The organism is Streptomyces vulcanius, assembly GCF_042653945.1.
Taxonomy (GTDB): Bacteria; Actinomycetota; Actinomycetes; order Streptomycetales; family Streptomycetaceae; genus Streptomyces; species Streptomyces mangrovi.
The window spans coordinates 407734-431469 of sequence record NZ_JBHSFK010000001.1 but is presented as its reverse complement, the minus strand read 5'-3'; the positions used below and the strand labels follow the sequence as shown (position 1 = coordinate 431469).

Below are 23736 nucleotides of genomic sequence, written 5' to 3'. Positions count from 1 at the left end.
GGCGCTCACAGGGCTTCGAAGCCGTCGGTGGCCACGCGGTGTTCGAGCACCGCGCCCGTGTGCACCTCGTAGTACCAGCCGCGCACCCGCAGCCGGCCGTCCGCGAGCCGCTTCTCCACACAGGGGTAGGAGCGCAGCCGCAGCAGCTGGGCGAGGACGTGGTTCTGGACGGCGAGGGCGACCGTCGGATCGCTGGGGTCGGCGGCTCCCGGCTCGTCCGCGGCGTGCGCGAGCCAGTCGCGTACGGCGGGAACGGCGTCGAGGTCGTCGCCGCGCACCAGCGCGCCGACCGCGCCGCAGTGGGAGTGGCCGCAGACGACGATGTCGCTGACGCCGAGGACCTCCACCGCGTACTCGATGGTGGCCGCCTCGCCGGTGGGGCGGTCGGAGCCGTACGGGGGCACGATGTTGCCCGCGGTGCGCAGCTCGAAGAGCTCGCCGGGACGGGCGCCCGTGATCAGCGCGGGGACGACCCGCGAGTCGGAACAGGTGATGAACAGGACCTGTGGGGACTGGCCTTCGGCCAGCTTGGCGAACTCCTCAGGGCGCTGTCCGAACGTACGGGCGTTGTCGATGAGGGGCTGCATGACGTGGTGACTCCTCCTGGCGCGCTGTGGGGGCGCGTCGGACGTGCAAACACAGGACAGGTGGGGGAACTGCTGTTCTGTTCTGCTCACTCGGCGGTCGAGGAGCAGGGGAGAACTCTCAGCAGCGGAAGACCTGAAGTGCCGCCGGAGAGTGGGAGTGCGCTGTCGAGGGTCTCGACCCGTGGTCGTACGGTTCGGCCGGCCGGGCCGGCCGGTGTGTCGCGGCCGGGTCCAGCGCCAGCAGAGTGCGCTCGGGCTCCTGGGGAGCGGGGGCGGCGCAGAGGGCGGCGCGGTGGCGGTCGCGGGAGCGCAGTGGATCGGCGGGGCCGCCGGTGTGGTCGCAGCCGCGGATCACGACGAACTCGTCGCGTACGGGCTTGCCCGAGGGTTTGATTCCGGGCTGACCCTTGGCCTCGACCTGACGCATGGTGTGCGCGTGTGCGAAGGAAGACGTAGGTGCGAAGAACGGGAGGGCGAGCAGGACGGCGGCGAGGAGCGCGAGCGCGGTCTTGGCCGTCGTACCTCGGAACATGGGCCCCCTCCCGACAGTCCTCACCTCTAGTCCAGACCAACGATTGGTCAATGGCTGGTCAAGAAACACGGTAACCCTGCAAAGTTGTTTGCAGGGTTAACTGGACGTTGCCAAAAGAAGTGCGCCTCAAAAGCGTGGGTGATCTGGCGCGAACTAACTCTTGACGAGACGGCCGGCGTCACGGGCCAGCGCGGTGAGCCGGGAGATGGCCCGGAAGTACTTCTTGCGGTAGCCGCCGTTCAGCATCTCCTCGCTGAACAGCCGGTCGAAGGGGAGCCCGGCGGCCAGTACCGGGACCTCGCGGTCGTAGAGCCGGTCCGCCAGGACGACGAGCCGCAGGGCCGTCGACTGGTCGGGCACCGCCTGCACATCCGTCAGACAGACCGCCTTCAGGCCATCGGTGAGCGCTCCGTAGCGGCTGGGGTGGACCTTGGCGAGGTGCTCCAGCAGATGCGGGAAGTCGTCCAGCGAGGAACCCGGCGTGGCGTACGCCGCCTTCGTCACCGTCTCGTCGGAGTGCGGCGCCGGCGCCTGCGGAAGGCCGCGGTGGCGGTAGTCCTCGCCGTCGATGCGCAGCGCGCGGAAATGAGCCGACAGGCCCTGGATCTCGCGCAGGAAGTCGGCCGCGGCGAACCGGCCCTCACCGAGCTTGCCGGGCAGGGTGTTGGAGGTGGCGGCGAGTGCCACGCCGGCGTCGACCAGCTTGCCGAGCAGCGTGGACACCAGGACGGTGTCGCCGGGGTCGTCCAGCTCGAACTCGTCGATGCAGAGCAGCCGGTGGCCGGAGAGCGTGCGGACCGTCTGCTGGAAGCCCAGGGCGCCGACCAGATTGGTCAGCTCGACGAACGTGCCGAACGCCTTCAGCTCGGGCTCGGCCGGGGTGGCGTGCCACAGGGAGGCGAGCAGATGGGTCTTGCCGACGCCGTAGCCGCCGTCGAGGTAGACCCCGCGCGGCCCGGCCGGGACCCTGGCCGCCTTCGCCTTCCCGAACCCGAAGAACCCCCGCTTGGCGCCACCGACGGCATGCGCTCCGCCGAGCCCGCCCGCGAAGCCCGCCAGGACCCCGACGGCCTCGGTCTGGCTGGGCTGGTTCGGGTCCGGGAGGTACGTGCCGAAGCGGACGGAGTCGAAGCGCGGCGGCGGCACCATCTCGGCGACCAGCCGGTCCGCGGGGACGTACGGCTCACGGGCGCACAGGGACAGCGGGGCCGCGTCGGCTATCTCGTCGATACCGGCGGCGGGCGTGGAGGACGACACGGTTCCCCATGCTAATCGCCGTGCCAGACTGCCAGGCATGCGACGCCTGTTCCCTGTGACCGACCAGACACCGCCGAGTACCCCCGAAGGAGCGGCTCCGGGCGGGGACGCGCCGGGTGAGGACCACGAGTGGAGCCTCGGCGAACTGGCCGACGCCTACGCGTATCCCGAGGCCGGGGCGGGGGAGCCGCGGGCCTGGCTGCGGGCGAACATGGTGTCCACGCTCGACGGGGCCGCCCAGCACGACGGGCGGTCGCAGCCCATCTCCACCGCCACCGACATGCGGATCTTCGGCACCCTGCGGGCGCTCGCCGACGTGGTGGTCGTCGGTGCGGAAACGGTACGGCAGGAGGGATACCGCCCCGCACGCACGCGTGAGGAGTTCGCCGCGCGGCGGGAGGCCGCCGGACAGGGCCCCGCCCCGGCGATCGCGGTGGTCAGCGCGAGCCTCGCCCTGGACTTCTCGCTCCCGCTGTTCACCTCGCCCCTGGTGCCCACCCTGGTGCTCACCGGCGCCGCCGCCGCACCGGAGCGGATCGCCGCCGCCGAGAAGGCGGGTGCCCGGGTGCTGATCGCGGGGGACGGCGTCGGCGTGGAGCCCGCGCGGGCCGTACGGGAGCTCGCCGCGCTCGGCCACACCCGGCTGCTCACCGAGGGCGGCCCCCGGCTGCTGGGCCAGTTCATCGCCGCCGAGGTGCTGGACGAACTCTGTCTGACCGTCTCCCCGATGCTCACCGCGGGGGACGCGCAGCGGATCGCGGGCGGCCCGTCGGTCGCGGTCCCGCGGCGGTACGCCCTGGTGTCCCTGCTGGAGGAGGACGGGTTTCTCTTCGGCAGGTATGGGCGGCCCCGATGAGGGACAGATGAGGCACCGGGGTGCTGATCCGCATGGGTGTGCGACACCCCGAGCCCCCGAAAAGGCGGAATCTTCCGTTCCGGTTAGCTTGGGGTGGGCAGACTAGGACTCGCAGTTCCCGTGCTGGCACGGGGAAGGATGGTTTCCGCAGGAGAGCATGAGCGCAGGAGAGATGGGGCACTGGTGTTCACAAGCGTTCTGATGATCGAGAAAGCCCTTACGTCCGCCGACGTGGAGTTCGTCACCACCTTGCACGGGGACGAGCCGGTCTCCTTCCACGTGCTGCTGCAGCCGCGCGGCGACCAGGCGGACCGCCTGCTGCGCGCCATCGACGACGTGGCACTCGGGGAACTGGACGAGGCGGCCCGCGAGCGCGATACCCCGGAGGGGGAGGAGGCGAAGGGGTTCGGCGAGAGAGCTCTGGAGGTGTCCCTGGTGGCGCTGCACGCGGCCGGCAGCGAGGCGCGGGGCCGCCTCGTGGAGAACCATCCGCTGGACGCGCTGAAGGAACTGGTCGCCGAGACCGACGCGGACGAGGTGATCGTCCTGACCGATCCCCACTACGTGGAGGAGTTCTTCCACCGCGACTGGGCGTCCCGCGCCCGGCACAAGGTCGGCGTACCCGTGCTGAAGCTGTTCTCGCACAGCAAGGAGTAGGCGTTCGGCCGCTGTCGGACCCGCGCAATAAGGTGGAGCCGCACAGACCCTCGTACCGCACTCTGGGAGATCACGCATGGCACCCGGCCTTCCCACCGCCATGGACCGACCGCACTTCATCGGCATCGGCGGTGCCGGGATGTCCGGGATCGCGAAGATCCTCGCCCAGCGCGGCGCGAAGGTGGCCGGCAGCGACGCCAAGGAGTCCGAGACGGCCGCGGCGCTGCGCGCGCTCGGCGCCACCGTGCACATCGGGCACGCGGCGGAGCACCTAGCCGACGACGCGAGCTGTGTCGTCGTGTCCTCGGCGATCCGCGCGGACAACCCGGAACTGGCCCGCGCCGCCGAGCTGGGGATCCCCGTGGTGCACCGCTCCGACGCGCTCGCCGCGCTGATGGCGGGGCTGCGCCCGATCGCGGTCGCCGGCACGCACGGCAAGACCACCACCACGTCCATGCTGGCGGTCTCCCTGTCCGAGCTGGGCCTGCGCCCTTCCTACGCCATCGGCGGCGACCTGGACGTCCCCGGCTCCAACGCGCTGCACGGCGACGGCGAGATCTTCGTCGCCGAGGCGGACGAATCGGACCGCAGCTTCCACAAGTACGCCCCCGAGGTCGCGATCGTCCTCAACGTGGAACTCGACCACCACGCCAACTACGCGTCGATGGACGAGATCTACGAGTCCTTCGAGACCTTCGCCGGACGGATCGTGCCCGGCGGCACCCTGGTGATCTCCGCCGACCAGGAGGGCGCCCGCGAGCTGGCCCGGCGGCTCGAAGGCGTCCGGGTGATGACGTACGGCGAGGCCGAGGACGCCGACGTACGGGTGCTGTCGGTCGTACCGCAGGGCCTGAAGAGCCTGGTGAGCGTGGTGCTGGACGGACAGGAGCTCACCTTCACGGTCTCCGTGCCCGGCCGGCACTACGCGCTCAACGCCGTCGCCGCGCTGACCGCGGGCGCCGCCCTCGGCGTCCCGGCCGACGAGCTCGCCCCCGCCCTCGCCGCGTACACCGGCGTCAAGCGGCGCCTCCAGCTCAAGGGCGAGGCGGCCGGCGTCCAGGTGATCGACTCCTACGCCCACCACCCCACCGAGATGACGGCCGACCTGGAGGCCATGCGCGCGGCGGCCGGCGACGCCCGCATCCTCGTCGTCTTCCAGCCGCACCTGTTCTCCCGGACGCAGGAGCTCGGCAAGGAGATGGGCGCGTCCCTGGCCCTGGCCGACGCCTCCGTCGTCCTCGACATCTACCCGGCCCGCGAGGACCCGCTCCCGGGTGTGACGAGCGCGCTGATCGTCGACGCGGCACGGGCGGCGGGCGCGGACGTGACACCCGTGCACGACAAGGCCCGGGTGCCGGCCGTGGTCGCGGGAATGGCGAAGCCGGGTGATCTCGTTCTCACCATGGGCGCGGGTGACGTGACGGACCTGGGCCCGCTGATTCTGGACCGTCTTTCGCAGTAGCGTCTTTCGCAGTAAGGGGCTGAGGATCGTGTCGTACGACGTCGAGAAGCCGGACGAGCAGTGGCGGGCGGAGCTGACCCCGGCCGAGTACGCCGTGCTGCGGCAGGCCGGGACGGAACCGGCGTTCCGCGGTGAGTACACCGACACCAAGACCAGGGGCGTCTACTCCTGCCGCGCCTGCGGTGCCGAACTCTTCACCTCCGAGACCAAGTTCGAGTCGCACTGCGGCTGGCCGTCCTTCTACGACCCGAAGGACACCGACGCCGTCGAAATCATCGAGGACCGCTCGCACGGCATGGTCCGCACCGAGGTGCGCTGCGCCCGCTGCGGGTCCCACCTCGGGCATGTCTTCGCGGGCGAGGGCTACGCGACGCCGACCGACCAGCGGTACTGCATCAACTCGATCTCGCTGCGCCTGGAGCCCGGCGAGGAGTAGTCCCGGTCGTCCTCACCCCTGGGGGCCGTGAGTCGTCTTCGGGGCTGCTCCTCCGAGGCCGTCGAGCCGGCTCGCCACGTCGTCGGCCTCCCGGGCACCGATCCGCCGGAAGATCGCGAGAGATCCGCCGAGGTGCTCGCGGGCCGCGTCGGGTTCGCCGTCCTGGCGTGCGGTGTCGCCGAGCCCCAGCAGCGCGGCGGCCTCCTCCAGCGGGTTCTTGATCTCCCGCGCGATGCCCAGGGCCGTGCCGTGCGCGGCCCTGGCGGCGGCCGTGTCTCCCGCCGCGAGCTCCAGGCGCCCGAAGGCGTTCCACACGGCGGCGGTGCCCATGCGCTCGTCGAGCCGCTCGTTGACGTCGAGGGCTTCCCGCAGCCGGGCGCGGCCCTCGCCGAGCCGGCCGGTGGCCACCAGCACCTCGCCGGACTCCTTCAGCGCACAGGCCCGCCCGATGTCCTCGCCGATCTCCGTGTAGAGGGTGAGGGAGTCGTCGAAGGCCCGCGTCGCCTCGTCGTCGCGGCCGAGCCGGTGCAGCGCGACCGCGAGGTCGATGAGCAGTTCGGCCTCCAGGGAGCGGTCCGCCAGCCGGCGGGCGAGGCCGCGTGCCTCCTCCAGGCGCAGTACCGCTTCCTCGTGGTCGCCCCTGAGCCGGGACACACTGCCGAGCTTGGTCAGCGCCTGGGCCTCCACGAGGGCGTCTCCCAGGTCCCGGGCCATCGTCAGGGCCTGCCCCAGCGCCCACTCGGCGTCGTCGTAGCGGTCCATGAAGTACCAGGTGTTGCCCAGGTTCTTCAGGACCCTGATCCGGCTGTGCGGCCGGCCGAGTTCCTCGTAGATCCGCAGGGCGGCGCCGAGGCGTTGTTCGGCGTCCTCGTACCGGTCGCAGAAGTAGTCCAGGGTGCCCAGCTCGACCAGGACGCTCGCCTCGCCCTCGCGGTCGTCGACCGACCTGCTGAGCTCCAGGGCCTGGTGCAGGAGGGCCTCGGAGCTGTCGTAGGAGCCGGTGAGCCAGTCCACGGACGCCTTCTCCACGAGCGCGGCCACCGTCCCGGGGTCGTCCCCCAGGGCGGTCGACGCCCCGAGTGCCTCGTCGGCGCAGCGGGCGGCGGTCGGGTAGTCGCCGTGGTTGCGGTGGGCGGAGGCCAGTTCCAGAAGGGCTCGCGCCTCCGCGTGCCGGTCGTGCGTCGCCTGCGCGGCCCCGCGGGCCCGCCCGTGCAGCTCGGCCGCCACGTCCCAGGGGCCGGACAGCCTCAGGTGCCGGGTCATGGCGGTGGTCAGGGCGAGGAGGCGGGCCGGGTCCTCGGCGGACACCCGGAGGCAGGCCAGCAGATTGGCCCGCTCGTCGGACAGCCAGGTCAGCGCGTGCGAGCGGGCGTCCAGGTCGGGCAGGGGGCCGTCGTAGGCGGCGGCGTAGGCGGCGTCGGCCGGCCCCAGGAGGCGGTCGGCCATGAAGGCCGCGTCCTGGTAGTAGTCCAGCAGCCGGGGCAGGGACCGCCGCAGCGCGTCGGGGTCGACGGTGGCGACCAGGTCACGGACGTACTCGGCAATCAGGTCGTGCAGTTTGAACCGTCCGTAGACGTGCTCGTCCACCAGGTTGACGTCGAACAGGCCCTCCAGCTGACGCTTGGCCTCCCGCAGTGACGTCGCCGTGAGCGCGGCGTAGGCGTAGGCATCGGTGTCGGGCCCCGGATGCAGGCCGACCGCGCGGAAGAAGGCCTGCCGGTGGGACGACAGCGCACGGTAGGACAGTTCGAACGCGGCGGCGACGTGGTGGTTGCGGACGCGCAGGGACGCGAGCCGGTTCACGCCGTCGCGCAGTTCCCGCACGAGACGTTCGACCGTGAGGTTCCGCCGGGTGCGCAGCCGGCCGGCCACCAGATGGATCGCCAGCGGCAGATACCCGCACAGGGCGACCAGTTCACCGGTGGGACTGTCCTCGGACAGGTCCCGGCGCGCGGCGGCCCGGAGCATCCGCTCGGCGTCGTCGGGCGACAGCACGTCGAGCGCGATCGTGACCGGTGCCGGGCTCAGCCCGGACAGCCGGCGCCTGCTGGTGATCAGGACCAGACAGCCGGGTGCCTGCGGCAGCAGCGGCCCGACCTGGTGTTCGTCGGCGGCGTTGTCCAGGATCAGCAGTGCCGACTGGTCGGCCATCCGCCGCCGCCACATCGCCGACCGCTCCTCCTCGGACGCGGGAATGTCCCGGCCCGGGACGCCCACGGCCTTGAGCAGGGTCGCCAGCGCCTCGGACGGCGGCGTCGGAGCCTGGGTGGCGCTGTGGCCATGAAGGTCGATGAACAGCTGACCGTCCGGGAACCGGCCCGCCAGCCGGTGCGCGGCGTGCGTGACGAACGCCGACTTGCCCACGCCTGGCCGGCCGTCGATCGCGTGGACGGCGATCACGGTCGCGGCGCCGGCCGCCCGGGCCACGTGCGAGCGCAGTAACGCGAGTTCGTCGTCGCGGCCGGTGAACGTGTCGATGTCCCTGGGCAGTTGGTTGGCGGCCGGAGGCCTGCGCGCCGTGTCGGCGAGCGCTTCGAGGGCCGTGAACAGGCCGAGCAGATGGGTCCGGCGGCGCTTCTTCTCGTCCCGCGTGGCATCGAGGAACGCGAGGCAGTGCTCGACGTACCCGCTGATCAGCTGTCCGTCCGGAACGTCGGCCCACTCGCCCCGCTCGATCTGCGAGATCCGTCCGACCGACCTGCCGAGTTCCCTGCCGACGTCCGTCTGGGTCAGCCCGGCGTCCTTGCGCAGACGCGCCAGCTCCTGCCCCACCGCGAAGTGGTTGTCCTGTGCCACGGCTCCCCCGGGGTGTGGTCGCGCTGTTCGCCGGAAATTCCAGCGCGAAGCGGTGCGAAGACGTCCAACATACGGCCCTCAACTGGGCCAACGGGCCGGTTCCAGCGGCGAATTCAAGTGATCAAGAGGGATCGGCCCGACCGGTTCGATGCTGTCCCTGCCAGGAACTCAGGACCGTGGGAAGAGGAGCACGACCCGTGAAGGCGAGCGAAGAGCAGCGGCCCTTGTTGGTGAACACCACCTGGTCGCCCCTCCAGGGCGGCGTGCCGACCTGGAACCGAAGTCTGGCCATCGCGCTGGTCGAGGCCGGTTACCCGACCGCGTGCCTCGTCGAGCGGGCCACCGAGGCGGAACACGAGGACGCGCGCCGTCACGGAGTCACCTTGTTCACCGCTGCCCGGACCCCCGCGGGCCCGTCGCTCCTGCTGCCCGCGCGGCCCGTGCTCGATCTGGACCCGAACCTCGTCATCGGCCACGACCGCTTCAGCGGGCCGGCCGCGTGGGCCTACGCCCGGCACTTCGCGCACGCCCGGCTCGTCCACATCGTGCACACCGCGCCGCCCGAGATCGAGCCCTACAAGAACTCCGGCCGGGCCGGCCTGCTGATCGCGGAACGCGAGCAGATCACCCTGCGGATGGCCGCGAGCGCCGATGTCGTCGCCGCGGTCGGACCCCGGCTGCGCCGCTATGCCGCCGACCTGCTGTCCGACGAGAGCGGTCCCGGTCAGGTCCTGCGTCTCGACCCGGGGCTGACCGCCGCGGCGGATCCGGCGCCGGTGCGCAGGCCCCCGGCGAAACACCACGTCCTGGTGCTGGGCCGCACCGATGACGTCGTGCTCAAGGGCCTGGACATCGCCGCCCGCGCCGTGGCGGTCGTCGCCACCCGTGACAGCACGGTGGGCCTGCGGGTGCGCGGTGCCCCGCAGGAACAGTGCGACGCCCTGCACCGCAAGCTGGTCCGGCTCTCCGGCCTGGCCCGGGAACGCATCGACGTCCGCGCCTACACCGTCGACCCCGCCGAACTCCGCCGGGACCTGGTGCGCTCGGCCGTCTGTGTGATGCCCTCCCGGGCCGAGGGGCTCGGCCTGGTCGCGCTGGAGGCGATCGCCGCGGGGACGCCGGTCCTGGTGAGCGCCAAGAGCGGAGCCGCCGAGCTCCTGCTGGAGCTGCTGGGCCGCCTCGCCGAACCGATGATCGTGGACATCCACGACGACGGCCCCCGCGACGCCACCGCATGGGCCGCGGCCATCGAGCACATCCTGCGCGACCTGCCCGCCGCGCTCCGCTACGCGGGCCAGGTCCGCGAACTGCTGGCCGGCCGGCTGACGTGGGGCGACACGGTGGCCACGTTGATGCGCGCGCTGACGACCTCCCCCGCCACGACGCCGAGTTGAGGCGGGGAACTGCCGTGGCAGGGAGCGGTCAGCGGTTACAGCAGCTTGCGCTGGACCATCGCCGACAGCACCAGCGTCCCCGGCAGCAGGGGCAGCCAGACCGTCAGGGTGCGGTAGCCGATGACCGTCGCCGTGGCGAGGGAGAGCGGGGTGCCGTAGCCCGCCAGGGTGAGGACCAGGGCCGCGTCGACCGGGCCGATGCCGCCCGGCGCCGGGACGGCTCCCGCGGCGGTGCTGGCCGCCAGGAACGCGAACAGCAACTGCGGCCAGGACAGGGGCAGATCGAGCGCCTTCCCCACCGAGGCGACCACGCTCGCCTGGAGCAGCGGCGCAGCGGCGGCGCCCAGCCACAGGGGCAGGAACCGGGACGGGTGCGTGTGCAGATACCGCACGTCGGTGAGCGCCGCACGCACGGACTCCAGGACCGGGCCGCGAAACGCGCGCACCACGACGAGGACCGCCCCGGCAGCCGCCGGGATCAGGAGGATGCCGGCCGCGGCCACCAGCATCGTCCGGCTGTCCGGGACGAGCGCGGCCGGGCGTACGGCGCTGGGGGCGAGGAGCAGGAACGCGAGCACCACGGGGGGCTTCGCCAACGCCCTGACCAGGGAGTACAGCGCGATGGAGGCGGTGGCCCGGGGGAGCGCGACGCCCTGGCGCCGGAGGAAGCGGACGGTGACCGCGTGGGCGCCGATGCTGGCCGGCAGGACGTGGTTGGCGGCGCCGGCGGCCAGCTGGGAGGCCACCAGTTTCCCCGGCGGCAGCCGGTCCGGGACCGCGCCCTGGCGGACGCAGGCGGCGGCGACGCAGTTCAGGGCGACGAAGAGGAGGCCGGCCAGCAGCCACCAGGGATCGGCCTCGGCGAGGTGGACGGCGCCCTCGTGCACGGTGTCCCAGTCGACCGCCGCCCACACCGCGAGGTACAGCAGCGGGAGCAGGCTTATGGTGCGGCGGGCGGTGGTGGCCGAGACCAGCGGGCGGCGGGCGGCCACGGGTTGGGGCTGCGGCTGCGGCTGCGGCTGGGGGAGGGGCTGGGGGGGGGGAGGGGAGGCGGGGGTGTCGAGCGGCAGCAGGGTCACGGCGCACGTCGTCCTTCCGCGGCGCCTTGCCGGCGCCGTACAGGCCCTGGGCGGGGAGCGGTGAGCGGGGGCGGAACGGGGAGAGCGGGGAGGGGACGCGGGTGAGTTTCCCCTCCGGTGTGACGACGCGGTGTCCGGCAGCCGACGACGCGCGGGCGGAGTGGCGACCGCGGCGGGCTGAACTGTTGCGACGGGGTGAACTGTGAGAGTTCTGCCCGCAGCCGCCTCCACTCATCCCGTCCGGCCTCCCTGGCCCGGCCCCGCTCGTCCCCACGCCATCCCTGCCCACCCGGCAGGAAGCGGCTCCCGGCACTGCCATGCCGCTGACATCCCGGCGAATCCGCTCTCGGCGCCGACACCCGCCTGACATCCCGGCCAAGCCGCTGTTCCGCACCCGCGCGGTCCGGAAGGGCGCGCGGTCTGGAAGGGCGCGCGGTCTGGAAGGGCCGCCCGCCCGAGGCCCGCCTGTTGCGAAGGCCCGCTCGTCGCGGGGGTGCGCCTGTTCCGGAGGTCTGCCGGTGGCGAGGGCCGCCCGCCCGAGGTCCGCCTGTTGCGAAGGCCCGCCCGTCGCGAGGGCGCGCCGTCCCGAGGAACCGCCCGCTCCGAGGACCCGTCCCGAGGATCCGCCCGCTCCGAGGCCCCGTCCCGAGGATCCTTCCGCCCCGAGGACCCCGTCCCGACGTGCTCGGCCGCGGTGGGCCTACCCCGAAACCGGGCCCCGGGGCAGCGTCAGTGTGAACTCCGTCGCTCCCGGGCCCTCGCCCAGTCGTAGGGTGCCGCCGTGGGCGCGGGCCAGGGAGCGGGCCACCGAGAGGCCGAGGCCGCTGCCGCCGCGGTCGCGGCTGCGGGCCTTGTCGATGCGGTAGAAGCGGTCGAAGACCCGGTCGCGGTCGCCGGGCGGGATGCCGGGCCCCCGGTCGGCGACGCGGACGAGCGCCGTGGACGCGGAGACGGCCACCTCGACCGACACCGGAGTGCCGGGCGGCGTGTGCACGGCCGCGTTGGTGAGGAGGTTGTCCAGAACCTGCCGGATGCGGTGCGGGTCCATGCGCAGCGGTACGGCCGCCGGACCCGGGGTCACCGTGAGCGGATGCCCGGGGTGGCTCGCCCGGAACGCGTCGGCGGCCTGGCCGGCCAGTTCCACCAGGTCGGCCGCCTCCATCCGCAGCGGTGCCTCCACCTCCGCCGCGTCCAGGCGGGCGAGCAGCAGCAGGTCGTCGAGGAGGACGCCCATCCGGGCCGCCTCGGCGCGCAGCCGGGCCAGGTGCTTGTCGCGCTCCTCGGGGGCGTTGGCGGCGGCGTACTGGAAGAGGTCCGCGTAACCGCGTACCGACATCAGCGGGGTGCGCAGCTCGTGCGAGGCGTCCGCGACGAAGCGCCGCAGCCGCTGCTCGGCCTTGGCACGGACGGCGAGGGAGTCGTCGATGTGCTCCAGCATCGTGTTGAAGGCCGTGCGCAGCTCCTCCACCTCCGGGCCGCCGCCCGGGCGGTCCGCGCGCAGCGGGAGCCGGGAGGCCGACTCGGTCAGGTCGTGGGAGGTGATGCCGTGCGCGGTGTGCGCCATGTCGCTCAGCGGTTTCAGACCGCGCCGCAGCATCGCCCGCCCGAACACCACCAGGGCCAGCAGCGCCAGGCCGAAGGCGACGACCTGGACCGTGATCAGCCGGGTGACCGTGTTCTCGATGTCGTCCATGGGCGCGCCGCTGACCAGGACCACACCGGGTTCCACCTCGCAGGCGCGCAGCCGGTAGGCGCCCTCGCCCGAGAGGTGGTCGGTGCGCAGGACCTCGGTGCCGGCGACGGTCTGCGCCCTGGCCAGGGCCGTGAGGTCGTCGACGTCCTCGGGGATGTCGGCGGGGTCCTCGGGCTTGCGCAGCACGGGCTTGCCGCCGCGCACGTCGTACACGGCGTAGTACCAGCGGAAGTACTTCTTGCCGGTCAGCGTGCCGGAGTCCGCGATGCTCTTGGACTGGGCGACCTGGGCGAGCGCGAGCTGGTCGTTGAGCTGGGCGGACAGATAGTCCCGCATGTAGGTCGTCAGGGCCGTGCCGACGACGGCGAACACCACCAGGGCCAGCACGCCGAGGCCCAGCGCCAGCCGGGTGCCCAGCCGCATCCTGCGGTAGGTCCCCCGCAGCCGGCGGCTCACTCGGCTCACTCGGCCGCCTGCCGGATGACGTATCCGAAGCCTCGTACGGTCTGGATCAGCGGGTCGTCGCCGGTCGGCTCCAGCTTGCGGCGCAGCCGGCTGACCACCAGCTCCACGACGTTCGACCGGCCGCCGAACCCGTACTCCCACACATGATCGAGGATCTGCGCCTTGGTGAGCACGGTCGGTGACTTGCGCATCAGATAGCGCAGCACCTCGTACTCGGTCGGGGTGAGCGTGAGCAGCTTCCCGGCGCGGCGCACCTCCCGGGTGTCCTCGTCCATGGTGAGGTCCGCGACCCGCAGCACCGAGCGCTGGAAACCGGGGCCGGTGCTGCGCCGCAGCACGGTCCGCAGCCGAGCCATCAGCTCCTCCACGGCGAACGGCTTCACCAGGTAGTCGTCCCCGCCGCGGGTCAGCCCCGCCACCCGGTCGGCGACCCCGTCACGGGCCGTGAGGAACACCACGGGCACCATGGTCCCGGACTGCCGCAGCCGGTCCAGCACCCCGAAACCGTCGATGTCGGGCAGCATCAGGTCGAGCACCACGATGTCCGGATGGAAGTCGGCGGCGCGGCGCAGCGCCTCCTCACCGGAGTTCGCGGTGACCGCGTCCCAGCCCTCGTACTTGGCGACCGTCGCCACGAGATCGGCGATCGGCGGGTCGTCGTCCACGACGAGGAGGCGAACTTTTTCCACTCGCCCATAGTGCGTCACCCGGCTCCCGGCGCCAGACCCGCGTCTACTCCCGTGCACAGATCGATAAGCTCTTGAAAGTTGTACGACAGGAAATCGACAGCGCGGCACGGAGAAGCTCTGTGTTCTGAGGAACCGATCTAGGAGTTTCCGTCCGTGACGACCGTCCAATCGCCTCCCGTACCCCCCACGGCGATACGTCCCAAAGTAGTGGCCCGCACCGGCCTGTACGCCGTGCTGGCCGCGAACGCGGCCGTCGTGACCCTCTTCGCAGTCCAGGCGGGCTTCGCCTCCAACGCGCTCGTCGTGATCGGCCGCTTCGCCGGTCTGTACGGCGCGCTGCTCATGGCGTTCCAGCTGCTGCTGGTGGCCCGGCTGCCCTGGCTGGACCGCCGTATCGGCATGGACCGGCTGACCAACTGGCACCGCTGGACCGGCTTCGGCCTGCTGTGGACGCTGGTCGGACATGTGGTGTTCATCACCCTCGGTTATGCCGACTCCTCGTCCATGGACCCGGTCAGCCAGCTCGTCGACCTCGCCGAGACCGTCGAGGGCGTGCTGCGCGCAGCCGTCGCCCTGGTGCTGATCCTGGTCATCGGCGGCGTCTCCGCCCGCTGGGCCCGCCGCCGGCTCGCCTACGAGACCTGGCACTTCATCCACCTGTACACGTACGTCGCCGTGGTGCTGGCCTTCACCCACCAGGTCGCCGTCGGTACGACGTTCACCGCGTCCTCCGCCGCGACCGCCTACTGGTACGCGGTCTGGGGCGTCGCCCTCGGCTCGGTGGTCCTGGGCCGCATGGTGCTGCCGCTGTGGCGCAACTGGCGTCACCAGCTGCGCGTCGAGGCGGTCGTCCCCGAGTCGGACAACGTCGTGTCCGTCTACATCACCGGCCGTGACCTGGACCGGCTGCCCGCCCGGGCCGGCCAGTTCTTCCTGTGGCGGTTCCTCACCAAGGACCGCTGGTGGCAGGCGAATCCTTTCTCCCTGTCCGCCGCTCCCGACGGCACCCGGCTCCGTCTGACCGCCAAGGCGGCCGGCGACGGCTCGGCCGGCCTGCGTCACATCAAGCCCGGCACCCGTGTCTTCGCCGAGGGCCCCTACGGCGCCTTCACCGCGATGCACCGCACCCGCCCCGAGTCCCTGCTCATCGCCGGCGGCGTCGGCGTCACCCCCATCCGGGCACTCCTGGAGGAGATCCACGGCCACGCGGTCGTCGTCTACCGGGTCGGCGGCGAACGCGACGCCGTCCTCTACGACGAGCTGCGCGAACTGGCCGTCGCCAAGGGCGCCGAGCTGCACCTGGTGACCGGACCGCCGGTGCCGGACCGGCTGGCGCCGCGCGAACTGGCCGCCCTCGTGCCGGACATCGCCGAGCGGGACGTCTTCCTGTGCGGGCCGCCGCCGATGATGAACGCGGTGCTGGGCACCCTGAGCGAGCTGGACGTGCCCAAGCAGCAGATCCACTTCGAACGCTTCAGCCTGGCGGGATGAGAGAGACATGAAGCGAGCCATACCCGTCCTGGTCCTGAGCGTGGTGGGCCTGATCCCCGTCTGGCGCTACGAGCCCTCCACGGGCTCCACGTCCACCACGACGCCCGCCGCCGAGTCGACGACGCCTTCCACCTCCTCCTCCGGGACGAGCACGTTCACCGGTACGACCGTGAACACCGAGAAGGGCGACGTCCAGGTCCGGATCACCTACGACGGCGACAAGATCTCGGCCGTGAAGATGCTGAAGCAGCCGAACCATCCGCAGACGACGGCGGCGGTGCCGAAGCTGATCGCGGAGACGCTGGAGGCGCAGAGCGCGGACATCGACACGGTGTCCGGCGCGACCATCACGAGCGACGGCTACCGGGAGTCCCTCCAGGCGGCCATCGACCAGGAGGCGGCTGCCGCGTCGGCGTCCCCCTCGGCCAGTACGTCCCAGACGGTCGCCGGTTCCACCGTGAACACGGAGAAGGGCGACGTCCAGGTCCAGGTGACCTTCGACGGCGACAAGATCTCGGCCGTGAAGATGCTGAAGCAGCCCAACCATCCGCAGACGACGGCGGCGGTGCCGAAGCTGATCGCGGAGACGCTGGAGGCGCAGAGCGCGGACATCGACACGGTGTCCGGCGCGACCATCACGAGCGACGGCTACAAGGAGTCGCTCCAGGCCGCGATCGACGCGAAGGGCGCCTGACATGCACAGGGTCGAGCACGTCATGGGCTTCCCGGTGTCGCTGCGCATCGACGACGAGCGGGTCCCCGAGGGGGCCGCGGACGCCGTCTTCGCGTGGCTGCGGGAGGTGGACGAGCGGTTCAGTCCGTTCAAGTCCGGCAGCGAGGTGTCCCGGCTCGACCGGGGCGAGCTGTCGCTCGCCGAGGTCGGTACCGACCTCGCCGAGGTGCTCGACCTGTGCGAGGAGTACCGCGTCGCCACCGGCGGCGCCTTCGACGTACGGCTGCCCGGCCGGGGCCTGGACCCCTGCGCGGTCGTCAAGGGCTGGTCGGTGCAGCGGGCGGCGCGGCTGCTGACGGACGCCGGGCTGCGCCGGTTCTGCCTCAACGCCGGCGGCGACGTGGTCGTCTCCGGCGGACCCTGGCGGGTCGGCGTACGGCACCCCGAGTTCGCCGACAAGCTCTGCGCCGTCCTCGACCTCACCGACGCGGCGGTCGCCACCTCCGCCCGCTACGAGCGCGGCGACCACATCCTCGACGGCCGCACCGGCCGCCCGGCCACCGGGCTCACCAGCCTCACCGTCGTCGCCCCGACCCTCACCCTGGCGGACACGGTCGCCACCGCCGCGTTCGCGCTGGGCGCGGAGGGCGTGGAGTGGGCGGCGTCGCGGGCGGGCTGCGAGGTGTACGCCGTCGTCACGGGCGGCGGGGTCCTGCGCACGCCGGGCTTCCCGACGGCCGGGGCGGGGGCGGTGGCCGCGTAACCGGTTACCGCACACGACAGCACCCCCGGCCGCTCATGGCCGGGGGTGCTGTGCGTCGTCGTACGGTCAGCCGACGTCGGAGGCGTCCAGGCGGTACAGGCCGCTGTAGTCCGAGACGGCCGTGCCGTTCTTCTTCACCCAGGTGGAGATCTCGGAGTTCGAGGAGCCCTGACCGCTGTCGCTGATCACGATGTAGTGCAGCTTGCCCGCCTTCACCAGGCTCTTCAGCTTGGCGAGGGTCATCGCGTCGTCGCTGCCCGACCAGCCGCCCATGGAGATGACCGGCTGACCCGACTCCAGGATGATCGAGGACGCGGTCTGGTCGGTGGCGACCGCGACCAGCCAGGTGGCGCCGTCCTGGTTCTTCTCCAGATAGCTGATCATCGCGGAGCTGACCTGGGTGCCACCGCCCATGCCACCGCCGCCGCCCGTCTGCCCGCCGTCGGTCTCGGACGCGGTGCCGTTCTCGGACGCGGTGCCGTTCTCGGACGCGGTGCCGTTCTCGGAAGTGGTGCCGTTCTCGGACGTGGACTCGGAGCCGCTGCCCGACGGCGGCCGGCCCGTCGACTGGCCGTCGGAGGTGCTCGAGCTGCCGGAGGAGCTGCTCGTGCCCGGGCCGCCGTCACCGCTGGGCCGCTGGCCGCCGCCCATTCCGCCACCGCCGCCCATGCCGCCCATCCCACCGGTGCCGGGGCCGGCCGTCGGGTTGGTGCCGTTGGTGCTGGAGGTCGCCGCGGAGACCGAGTAGGCGGCCGGGCCGGCCAGCAGGGCGACGACCGCCGCGAGGGCCGCGACGCCCATCAGCCGGTGCCGCCGGGTGAACCGGCCGACCAGCAGACCGAGCACGGCGACCGCACCGGCGACCGCCACCAGGATCTCGGCGACTGTATACAGCATCCCGGATCCGGAGACCCGCTGGAGCAGGACGACCGCCCAGACCGCGCTCGCCGCGACGGCGGCCGGCAGCACCCAGCCCCACTTCGCCGCCGCACGCTCACGGAAGGCGCCGTACAGCATGACCCCGCCCGCGCCGGCCAGGGCCGCGATACCGGGGGCCATGGCGGTGACGTAGTACGGGTGGAAGGTGCCCTCGGCGAGGGCGAAGGTCAGGTAGTGCAGGACGAACCAGCCGCCCCAGAGCAGCAGGGCCGCCCGCTTCGCGTCGGTGCGCGGGGCCCGGCCGCGCAGGACCAGACCGCCGATCAGGGCGATCAGCGCGAACGGGATCAGCCAGGAGATCTGGCCGCCCATGATCTCGTTGAACATGCGGTACAGGCCCGCCTCGCCGCCGAAGCTCGCGCCGTTGCCGGCCGAGCCCACCGACGAACTCGCCCCGAAGATACGGCCGAAGCCGTTGTAGCCGATGACCAGGTCCCAGACCGTGTTGTCGGTCGAGCCGCCGATGTAGGGGCGGGAGGAGGCCGGGATCAGGTCGACGACCACCATCCACCAGGCGCTGGAGACGACCAGCGCGACCGTGCCGACGGCCAGGTTGCGGATACGGCGGCCGAGGGAGGCGTTCGCGGCCCACAAATAGACCAGGAAGAACACGGGCAGGACGACGTACGCCTGCATCATCTTGGTGTTGAACGCGAAGCCGATGGCGACCCCGGACCACACCAGCGGCATCGTGCGGCCGGTGCGCACGGCCTTCAGCAGCGCGGCGGCGCCCAGCAGCATCAGCAGGACGAGGATCGGGTCGGGGTTGGTGTCGCGGGTGATGGCGACCGTGATCGGGGTGAGGGTCAGGGTGAGCGCCGCGACCGTCGCCGCGACCACGCCGAAGTCGCGCTTCACCAGGCGGTACAGGAGCGCCACCGAGCCGACGCCGGTCGCGACCATCGGCAGCATCAACTGCCAGGTGCCGTAACCGAATACGCGGGCGGACAGGCCCATCACCCACAGGGCGAACGGTGGTTTGTCGACCGTGATGAAGCTGCCGGCGTCCAGCGCGCCGAAGAAGAACGCCTTCCAGCTCTTGGTGCCGGAGTAGACGGCCGCGTCGTAGAAGGTGTTCCCGGTGATGGAGGACAGGTTCCAGGCGTACAGGGCGGTGGCCAGGACGAGGATCGCCCACAGGGCCGGGCGGGCCCAGCGCGGGTCGTCCGGGGCGCCGGTGAACAGGCGCCGGACGAGGCCGCTCCTGGAGGGCGGCGCGGACCGGTGGCGGGGACCGTCCTCCTGGACGGCGGCGGGCGGCGGGGCGAGGGTCGTCATGACGCGTACTCCAGGTGAGCGGACGGGACGGCGACGGGGGCGAGGGCGGGGGCGGTGCGCGCGGCGGGCACCAGCGGGGTGCTTCTGCGGCGGGGGACGGCGGGGATCCGGGTGCGGCCGGTGAGGGTGGAACGGAGCATGCGGCCCATGCCCCGGAGGTCGTCGACGGCCGTGCGGACGATGTCGACCCGGCTGTCGGGGTCGTCGGTCCAGTCGACCGGCACCTCGTGGACGCGCAGCCTGTTGCGCTGCGCCAGGACCAGCAGTTCGGTGTCGAAGAACCAGGCGGTGTCCTCGATGTGCGGGGCCAGCGCCCGGAAGACGTCGGTGCGCACGGCCTTGAAACCGCACTGCGCGTCCGAGAAGCGGGCGCCGAGACCGGCTTTGAGCAGGAGGTTGTAGGAACGCGAGACGAACTCCCGCTTGGCGCCCCGGGTCACGGCCGACTGGTGGTGCAGCCGGGTGCCGATGGCGAGGTCGCTGTGGCCGGACAGCAGCGGGGCGACCAGCGGCAGGAACGCCTCCAGGCCGGTGGACAGGTCGACGTCCATGTACGCGACGACGTCGGCCGTGGAACGGGACCACACGTGGTTCAGGGCGCGTCCGCGGCCCTTCTCCTCCAGACGCCGGGCGTGGACGTGGGGGAGCCGCAGGGTCAGGCCGGTCGCCACGCTCCAGGTGGCGTCCGTGCTGGCGTTGTCCGCGACCGTGATGCGGAACGGGAACGGGAAGGACTCTTCGAGGTGTGCGTGGAGACGGCCGATGCTGTCGGCGAGGACGTGTGCCTCGTTGTACACCGGCACCACGATCTCGACCGACCGGCGCCGGACGCCTCCCGCGTTCGTTTCGTTCATGGCCCTGACGATCCGGGGCCTGTCTGGGGGATCCCTTAGCCGCTTCTGAGCGGAAAGTGAGAATCAGCGGACTCACAGGTCACGCACAGAGGTAACGGGGGAAGCACAGGTCGCGCCCGTCAAAACAGCCGCAACACGACCGGTCTAGACTCTTCCCGCAACGACCCGAACTCGCGCGGTCGAGAGCGGGCAGAAATTGCCAGACCCGAAGGGTATTCGGCGCTTTGATACGGATAGATTCAGTCACCAAGCGGTACCCGGACGGCACGGTGGCGGTCGACCGGCTGTCCCTGGACATACCGGACCGCGCGATCACCGTCCTGGTCGGCCCCTCGGGATGCGGCAAGACGACCACGCTGCGGATGATCAACCGGATGGTGGAGCTCAGCGAGGGCACTATCTCCATCGACGGCAAGGACACCCGGCAGGAGCCGGTCAACACCCTGCGCCGTTCCATGGGTTACGTCATCCAGAACGCCGGGCTCTTCCAGCACCGCACGATCATCGACAACATCGCCACCGTGCCCCGGCTGCTCGGCTGGAGCAAGGACAAGGCACGGGCGCGGGCACGGGAGCTGATGGAGCGCGTCGGGCTCGACGCCTCGCTCGCGAAGCGCTACCCCTACCAGCTCTCCGGCGGTCAGCAGCAGCGTGTCGGTGTGGCCCGCGCGCTCGCCTCCGACCCGCCCGTGCTGCTGATGGACGAGCCGTTCTCCGCCGTCGACCCCGTCGTCCGCAAGGGCCTCCAGGACGAACTCCTGCGCATCCAGGGCGAGTTGGGCAAGACCATCGTCTTCGTCACGCATGACATCGACGAGGCCGTCAAGCTCGGCACCATGGTCGCCGTACTGCGCACCGGCGGCAAGCTGGCCCAATTCGCGCCGCCCGCCGAGCTGTTGTCCGACCCCGCCGACGCGTTCGTCGAGGACTTCCTGGGCGCCGACCGCGGCATCCGGAGGCTTTCCTTCTTCTCCGCCGCCGGGCTCGACCTGCTCACCGCGCCGATCGTCGCCGTCGACGCCACCGCCGAGCAGATCGCCCGTGCCACCACCGGCACCCCGTACGTCCTCGTCACCGGCCTGGACGGCAAGCCGCTCGGCTGGAGCCCGCCGGAGGAGCTCACCGCGGGGAGCGTCGACACCGCCCGGCTCCTCCCGTACGGACGGCCGTTCGTGGCCGGCGAGGACTCGCTGCGCGCCGCCCTCGACTGCGCCGTACTGTCACCCACCGGCTGGGCCGTCGCCGTGGACGGCGAGGGCCGCGCCACCGGCGTCATCTCGCAGACCGCCATCGGCGAGGCGATCCGCGGCGCGCACGAGGCCGGTGCGGGCGCGAGCGGCGCGAGCGAGTCGAAGGCCCTTCGATGAACCGCTTCTTCGACATCCCCAGCGACCTCCAGCACGACTGGTTCGGTCTCATCGTGCTGCATCTGCGCGAGGCCCTGCTGCCGGTCCTGGGGGGCCTGGTGCTCGCACTGCCGATCGCCCAGCTGTGCGTGCGGCTGCGCTGGCTGTACCCGCCCGTGCTGTGGGTGACGACCGTGCTGTACGCCGTTCCGTCGCTCGCCTTCTTCGTCGTCCTCATCGACTACACCGGCCAGACCGAACTCACGGTGATGATCCCGCTCACCGTCTACAGCCTGGTCGTCCTGGTCCCGGCGATCGTCGACGGCGTGCGCTCGGTGCCGCAGGAGACGCTCGCCGCCGCGACCGCGATGGGCTTCGGACCCGTACGCCGTTACATCCAGGTCCAGTTGCCGATCGCGGTTCCCGCGATCATCGCCGGGCTGCGGGTGGCCACGGTCTCCAGCATCAGCCTGGTCAGCGTCGGCATGCTGATCGGCAACCAGGGCGCGCTCGGCAACCTGCTGCACGACGCGCAGATCTACAACCGACCGGAACTCGCCTGGAACTCCGTGATCACCACGGCGGTCCTGGCGGTCCTCCTGGACGCCTTGCTGGTCGGCGTGCGCCTCCTGCTGACCCCCTGGATGCCGAGCGGGTCGGGCACCACTCGTACCCGCAAGGAGGCCGCGGCCCGGTGAACGTCCTCAACTACGTCAACGACTTCTTCAGCGACAGCGCCCACTGGCAGGGCTACGACGGCATCCCCACCCGGCTCCTCGAACACCTCGGGTACTCCCTGGAGGCACTCGGCCTCGCCGCCCTGATCGGACTGCCGATCGGCCTGGTCACCGGGCACTACGGACGCGGCGGAAACGTCCTCTCCCTGATCGCCACCGCGGGCCGGGCGCTGCCCACCTTCGGCCTGCTGGTGCTCATCGTCATGATCGAGGGCTTCGGCCTGCTGCCCGTGATGATCCCGCTGGTCGTCCTCGCCGTCCCGCCGATCCTGGTCACCACCTACGAGGCGGTGCGCTCCGTCGACCCGTCCCCGGTGGACGCGGCGCGGGGCATCGGCATGGCGGAACCGAGGATCCTGCTCCAGGTGGAACTCCCGGTCGCACTCCCGCTGATCCTCGGCGGTCTGCGCTCGGCGGCCATCCAGATCGTCTCCACGGCCACCATCGCCGCGTACGTCGGCCTCGGCGGCCTCGGCCGCTACATCGTCGACGGCCTCTACCAGCGCAACTACGAGAAGGTCGTCGGCGGCGCCACCCTGGTCGCCCTCATGGCCCTCGCCACCCTCGGACTGTTCTGGGCGGCGGCCCGGGCGGCGGTGTCACCGGGGGTACGCCGCAGCAACTAGCCTGCCGCACCTACCGAGAAGGCCCTCCCGCGTCACGTGTCACATGACGCGGGAGGGCCTTCTCGTGTCACTTCTCCGTGCGGGCCAGCGCCTGTTCGAGGACGACCAGCAGCGCGTCCCGCACCGAGCCGCGCTCACGCGCGTCGAAGACCAGGACCGGGACACCCTCGGAGACGTCGAGGGCCCAGCGGACCTCCTCCAGCGTGTGCGCGACCGAACCGTCGAAGGCGTTCACGGCGACGGCGAACGGGATCTGCTTGTGCTCGAAGTAGTCGACGGCGGCGTAGCAGTCGTCGAGCCGGCGGGTGTCGACGATGACGAGACCGCCGACCGCGCCCTCCACGAGGTCGTCCCACATGAAACCGAAGCGCTCCTGCCCGGGCGTGCCGAACAGATACAGCTTCAGGGTCGGGTCGATGGTGATGCAGCCGAAGTCCATCGCGACCGTGGTGGTGGTCTTGCGCGGGGTGTGGCTGAGGTCGTCCACCCCCGCCGCGACCTCGGTGATGGCCGCCTCGGTGGTCAGCGGCTCGATCTCGGAGATCGAGCCGACGGCGGTGGTCTTGCCCACGCCGAAGCCGCCCGCGATCACCAGCTTCACCGGCAGCGGCGGGCGTACGGCGGCCTGCCCGGCCGGATGATGCCGGACGAGCGGTTCAGTCGGAGTCACGGAGTACCCCCCGGGAGTCGGGGATGGCCCTGAGGCCATCGATAACCCTGCGCAGGACGGACGCGTCATGGGTGACGCCGGAGTCGGGCACGTGCACCGACAACTGCCCCGCCGACCGCAGGTCCTCGGCGAGAACACGCACCACGTTGAGGTGCAGCCGCAGCCTGGCCGCGATCTCCGCGATGGACTGCGGCACCCGGCAGGCGGCGACGATGTCGTGCTGCTCGAACGCGAGCCGGTCGAGCGCGGCGAGCCCGCCGGTGGTGGCCACCAGCTGGGTCTCGACGGGCATCGTCCGGCCGGACGCGGTCTCGCCCGCGCCCGCGACCCTGCCGGCGGTCACCAGGAAGGGCCGGACGGCGGGTGCGGGGCTGACCGGGCCGGCCCGGACGAGGGGATCGTCCTCGTCGGCGCCGCTCGGGGTGCGGCCGTCCGCCATCGATGTTCGCTTCCTCT

At 71.9% G+C, this 23736-nt stretch carries 22 protein-coding genes; 11 read left to right on the top strand and 11 right to left on the bottom strand.

From position 1 onward, the window contains the following. Nucleotides 1–5 precede the first annotated feature (5 nt). From ACFPIH_RS01875 to zapE, 3 genes are all read right to left on the bottom strand, one after another. Complete coding sequence (locus tag ACFPIH_RS01875; protein WP_381166535.1) at nucleotides 6–587, bottom strand: carbonic anhydrase; 582 nt, start codon at nucleotides 585–587, stop codon at nucleotides 6–8. A 118-nt stretch (nucleotides 588–705) separates the two neighbouring features. Next, nucleotides 706–1119, bottom strand: coding sequence for a hypothetical protein (locus tag ACFPIH_RS01870; RefSeq protein WP_381166533.1), 414 nt, complete (start codon nucleotides 1117–1119; stop codon nucleotides 706–708). 153 nt (nucleotides 1120–1272) lie between these two features. Then, nucleotides 1273–2415 (bottom strand): cell division protein ZapE, encoded by a 1143-nt coding sequence (gene zapE / locus ACFPIH_RS01865; RefSeq protein ID WP_381166531.1) that lies wholly within the window; start codon nucleotides 2413–2415, stop codon nucleotides 1273–1275. Between zapE and ACFPIH_RS01860 the strand changes: the two genes are divergently transcribed. From ACFPIH_RS01860 to msrB, 4 genes are all read left to right on the top strand, one after another. Further along, complete coding sequence (locus tag ACFPIH_RS01860) at nucleotides 2414–3232, top strand: pyrimidine reductase family protein (protein ID WP_381166529.1); 819 nt, start codon at nucleotides 2414–2416, stop codon at nucleotides 3230–3232. The genes zapE and ACFPIH_RS01860 overlap by 2 nt on opposite strands. Before the next feature lie 201 nt (nucleotides 3233–3433). After that, a complete protein-coding gene (locus ACFPIH_RS01855) occupies nucleotides 3434–3889 on the top strand; it encodes an indole-3-glycerol phosphate synthase (RefSeq protein WP_381166527.1) in 456 nt (151 codons plus the stop codon). Between the two features lie 76 nt (nucleotides 3890–3965). Further along, the gene (murC, locus tag ACFPIH_RS01850) at nucleotides 3966–5351 is read left to right on the top strand and encodes a UDP-N-acetylmuramate--L-alanine ligase (RefSeq protein WP_381166525.1); all 1386 of its coding nucleotides are present in this window, start codon (nucleotides 3966–3968) and stop codon (nucleotides 5349–5351) included. A gap of 28 nt (nucleotides 5352–5379) precedes the next feature. Continuing rightward, nucleotides 5380–5787: a peptide-methionine (R)-S-oxide reductase MsrB gene (msrB, locus tag ACFPIH_RS01845; protein ID WP_381166523.1), complete on the top strand. Its 408-nt coding sequence runs from the start codon at nucleotides 5380–5382 to the stop codon at nucleotides 5785–5787. A gap of 12 nt (nucleotides 5788–5799) precedes the next feature. Here the strand turns inward: msrB and ACFPIH_RS01840 are convergent, their stop codons facing one another. Continuing rightward, nucleotides 5800–8583, bottom strand: a complete 2784-nt coding sequence (locus tag ACFPIH_RS01840; RefSeq protein WP_381166521.1) for an ATP-binding protein — start codon at nucleotides 8581–8583, stop codon at nucleotides 5800–5802. Nucleotides 8584–8780: 197 nt separating this feature from the next. Between ACFPIH_RS01840 and ACFPIH_RS01835 the strand changes: the two genes are divergently transcribed. Beyond that, a complete protein-coding gene (locus ACFPIH_RS01835) occupies nucleotides 8781–9977 on the top strand; it encodes a glycosyltransferase family 4 protein (RefSeq protein ID WP_381166519.1) in 1197 nt (398 codons plus the stop codon). 35 nt (nucleotides 9978–10012) lie between these two features. Here the strand turns inward: ACFPIH_RS01835 and ACFPIH_RS01830 are convergent, their stop codons facing one another. The 3 genes from ACFPIH_RS01830 to ACFPIH_RS01820 form a co-directional block, all read right to left on the bottom strand. Next, the gene (locus ACFPIH_RS01830) at nucleotides 10013–11056 is read right to left on the bottom strand and encodes a lysylphosphatidylglycerol synthase transmembrane domain-containing protein (RefSeq protein WP_385876060.1); all 1044 of its coding nucleotides are present in this window, start codon (nucleotides 11054–11056) and stop codon (nucleotides 10013–10015) included. 700 nt (nucleotides 11057–11756) lie between these two features. Beyond that, nucleotides 11757–13205 (bottom strand): sensor histidine kinase, encoded by a 1449-nt coding sequence (locus ACFPIH_RS01825; protein ID WP_381166679.1) that lies wholly within the window; start codon nucleotides 13203–13205, stop codon nucleotides 11757–11759. Between the two features lie 5 nt (nucleotides 13206–13210). After that, nucleotides 13211–13903 carry a response regulator transcription factor gene (locus tag ACFPIH_RS01820; protein ID WP_381166515.1) on the bottom strand — a complete coding sequence of 231 codons (693 nt, stop codon included), beginning with the start codon at nucleotides 13901–13903 and terminating at the stop codon, nucleotides 13211–13213. Between the two features lie 153 nt (nucleotides 13904–14056). Here ACFPIH_RS01820 and ACFPIH_RS01815 point away from each other — a divergent pair, with 153 nt between their 5' ends. The 3 genes from ACFPIH_RS01815 to ACFPIH_RS01805 are packed head-to-tail and all read left to right on the top strand — an operon-like array spanning nucleotide 14057 to nucleotide 16830. After that, on the top strand, nucleotides 14057–15394 hold the full coding sequence (locus tag ACFPIH_RS01815; protein WP_381166513.1) for a ferredoxin reductase family protein: 1338 nt from the start codon (nucleotides 14057–14059) through the stop codon (nucleotides 15392–15394). 7 nt (nucleotides 15395–15401) lie between these two features. Further along, entirely contained in the window at nucleotides 15402–16088 is a 687-nt protein-coding gene (locus ACFPIH_RS01810; protein ID WP_381166511.1) for an FMN-binding protein, read from the top strand. A gap of 1 nt (nucleotide 16089) precedes the next feature. Next, the gene (locus tag ACFPIH_RS01805) at nucleotides 16090–16830 is read left to right on the top strand and encodes an FAD:protein FMN transferase (protein ID WP_381166509.1); all 741 of its coding nucleotides are present in this window, start codon (nucleotides 16090–16092) and stop codon (nucleotides 16828–16830) included. A 66-nt stretch (nucleotides 16831–16896) separates the two neighbouring features. On the opposite strand, the gene ACFPIH_RS01800 is transcribed toward ACFPIH_RS01805, so the two are convergent. Both ACFPIH_RS01800 and ACFPIH_RS01795 read right to left on the bottom strand, forming a co-directional pair. Next, on the bottom strand, nucleotides 16897–19047 hold the full coding sequence (locus ACFPIH_RS01800) for an ArnT family glycosyltransferase (RefSeq protein WP_381166507.1): 2151 nt from the start codon (nucleotides 19045–19047) through the stop codon (nucleotides 16897–16899). Next, on the bottom strand, nucleotides 19044–19901 hold the full coding sequence (locus tag ACFPIH_RS01795; protein WP_381166505.1) for a dolichyl-phosphate beta-glucosyltransferase: 858 nt from the start codon (nucleotides 19899–19901) through the stop codon (nucleotides 19044–19046). The genes ACFPIH_RS01800 and ACFPIH_RS01795 overlap by 4 nt, the downstream gene beginning before the upstream one ends. A 224-nt stretch (nucleotides 19902–20125) precedes the next feature. Between ACFPIH_RS01795 and ACFPIH_RS01790 the strand changes: the two genes are divergently transcribed. Genes ACFPIH_RS01790 through ACFPIH_RS01780 form a run of 3 tightly spaced genes read left to right on the top strand, consistent with a single transcriptional unit; the run spans nucleotide 20126 to nucleotide 22610 of the window. Next, nucleotides 20126–21268, top strand: a complete 1143-nt coding sequence (locus tag ACFPIH_RS01790; protein ID WP_381166503.1) for an ABC transporter ATP-binding protein — start codon at nucleotides 20126–20128, stop codon at nucleotides 21266–21268. Then, complete coding sequence (locus ACFPIH_RS01785) at nucleotides 21265–21945, top strand: ABC transporter permease (protein ID WP_381166501.1); 681 nt, start codon at nucleotides 21265–21267, stop codon at nucleotides 21943–21945. Before ACFPIH_RS01790 ends, ACFPIH_RS01785 begins: the two co-directional genes overlap by 4 nt. Beyond that, nucleotides 21942–22610 (top strand): ABC transporter permease, encoded by a 669-nt coding sequence (locus ACFPIH_RS01780; RefSeq protein ID WP_381166499.1) that lies wholly within the window; start codon nucleotides 21942–21944, stop codon nucleotides 22608–22610. The genes ACFPIH_RS01785 and ACFPIH_RS01780 overlap by 4 nt, the downstream gene beginning before the upstream one ends. Before the next feature lie 67 nt (nucleotides 22611–22677). Here ACFPIH_RS01780 and ACFPIH_RS01775 read toward each other — a convergent pair whose 3' ends face one another. Further along, the gene (locus tag ACFPIH_RS01775; protein ID WP_381166497.1) at nucleotides 22678–23280 is read right to left on the bottom strand and encodes a GTP-binding protein; all 603 of its coding nucleotides are present in this window, start codon (nucleotides 23278–23280) and stop codon (nucleotides 22678–22680) included. Beyond that, entirely contained in the window at nucleotides 23267–23719 is a 453-nt protein-coding gene (locus ACFPIH_RS01770; RefSeq protein WP_381166495.1) for a DUF742 domain-containing protein, read from the bottom strand. Before ACFPIH_RS01770 ends, ACFPIH_RS01775 begins: the two co-directional genes overlap by 14 nt. Nucleotides 23720–23736 lie beyond the last annotated feature (17 nt).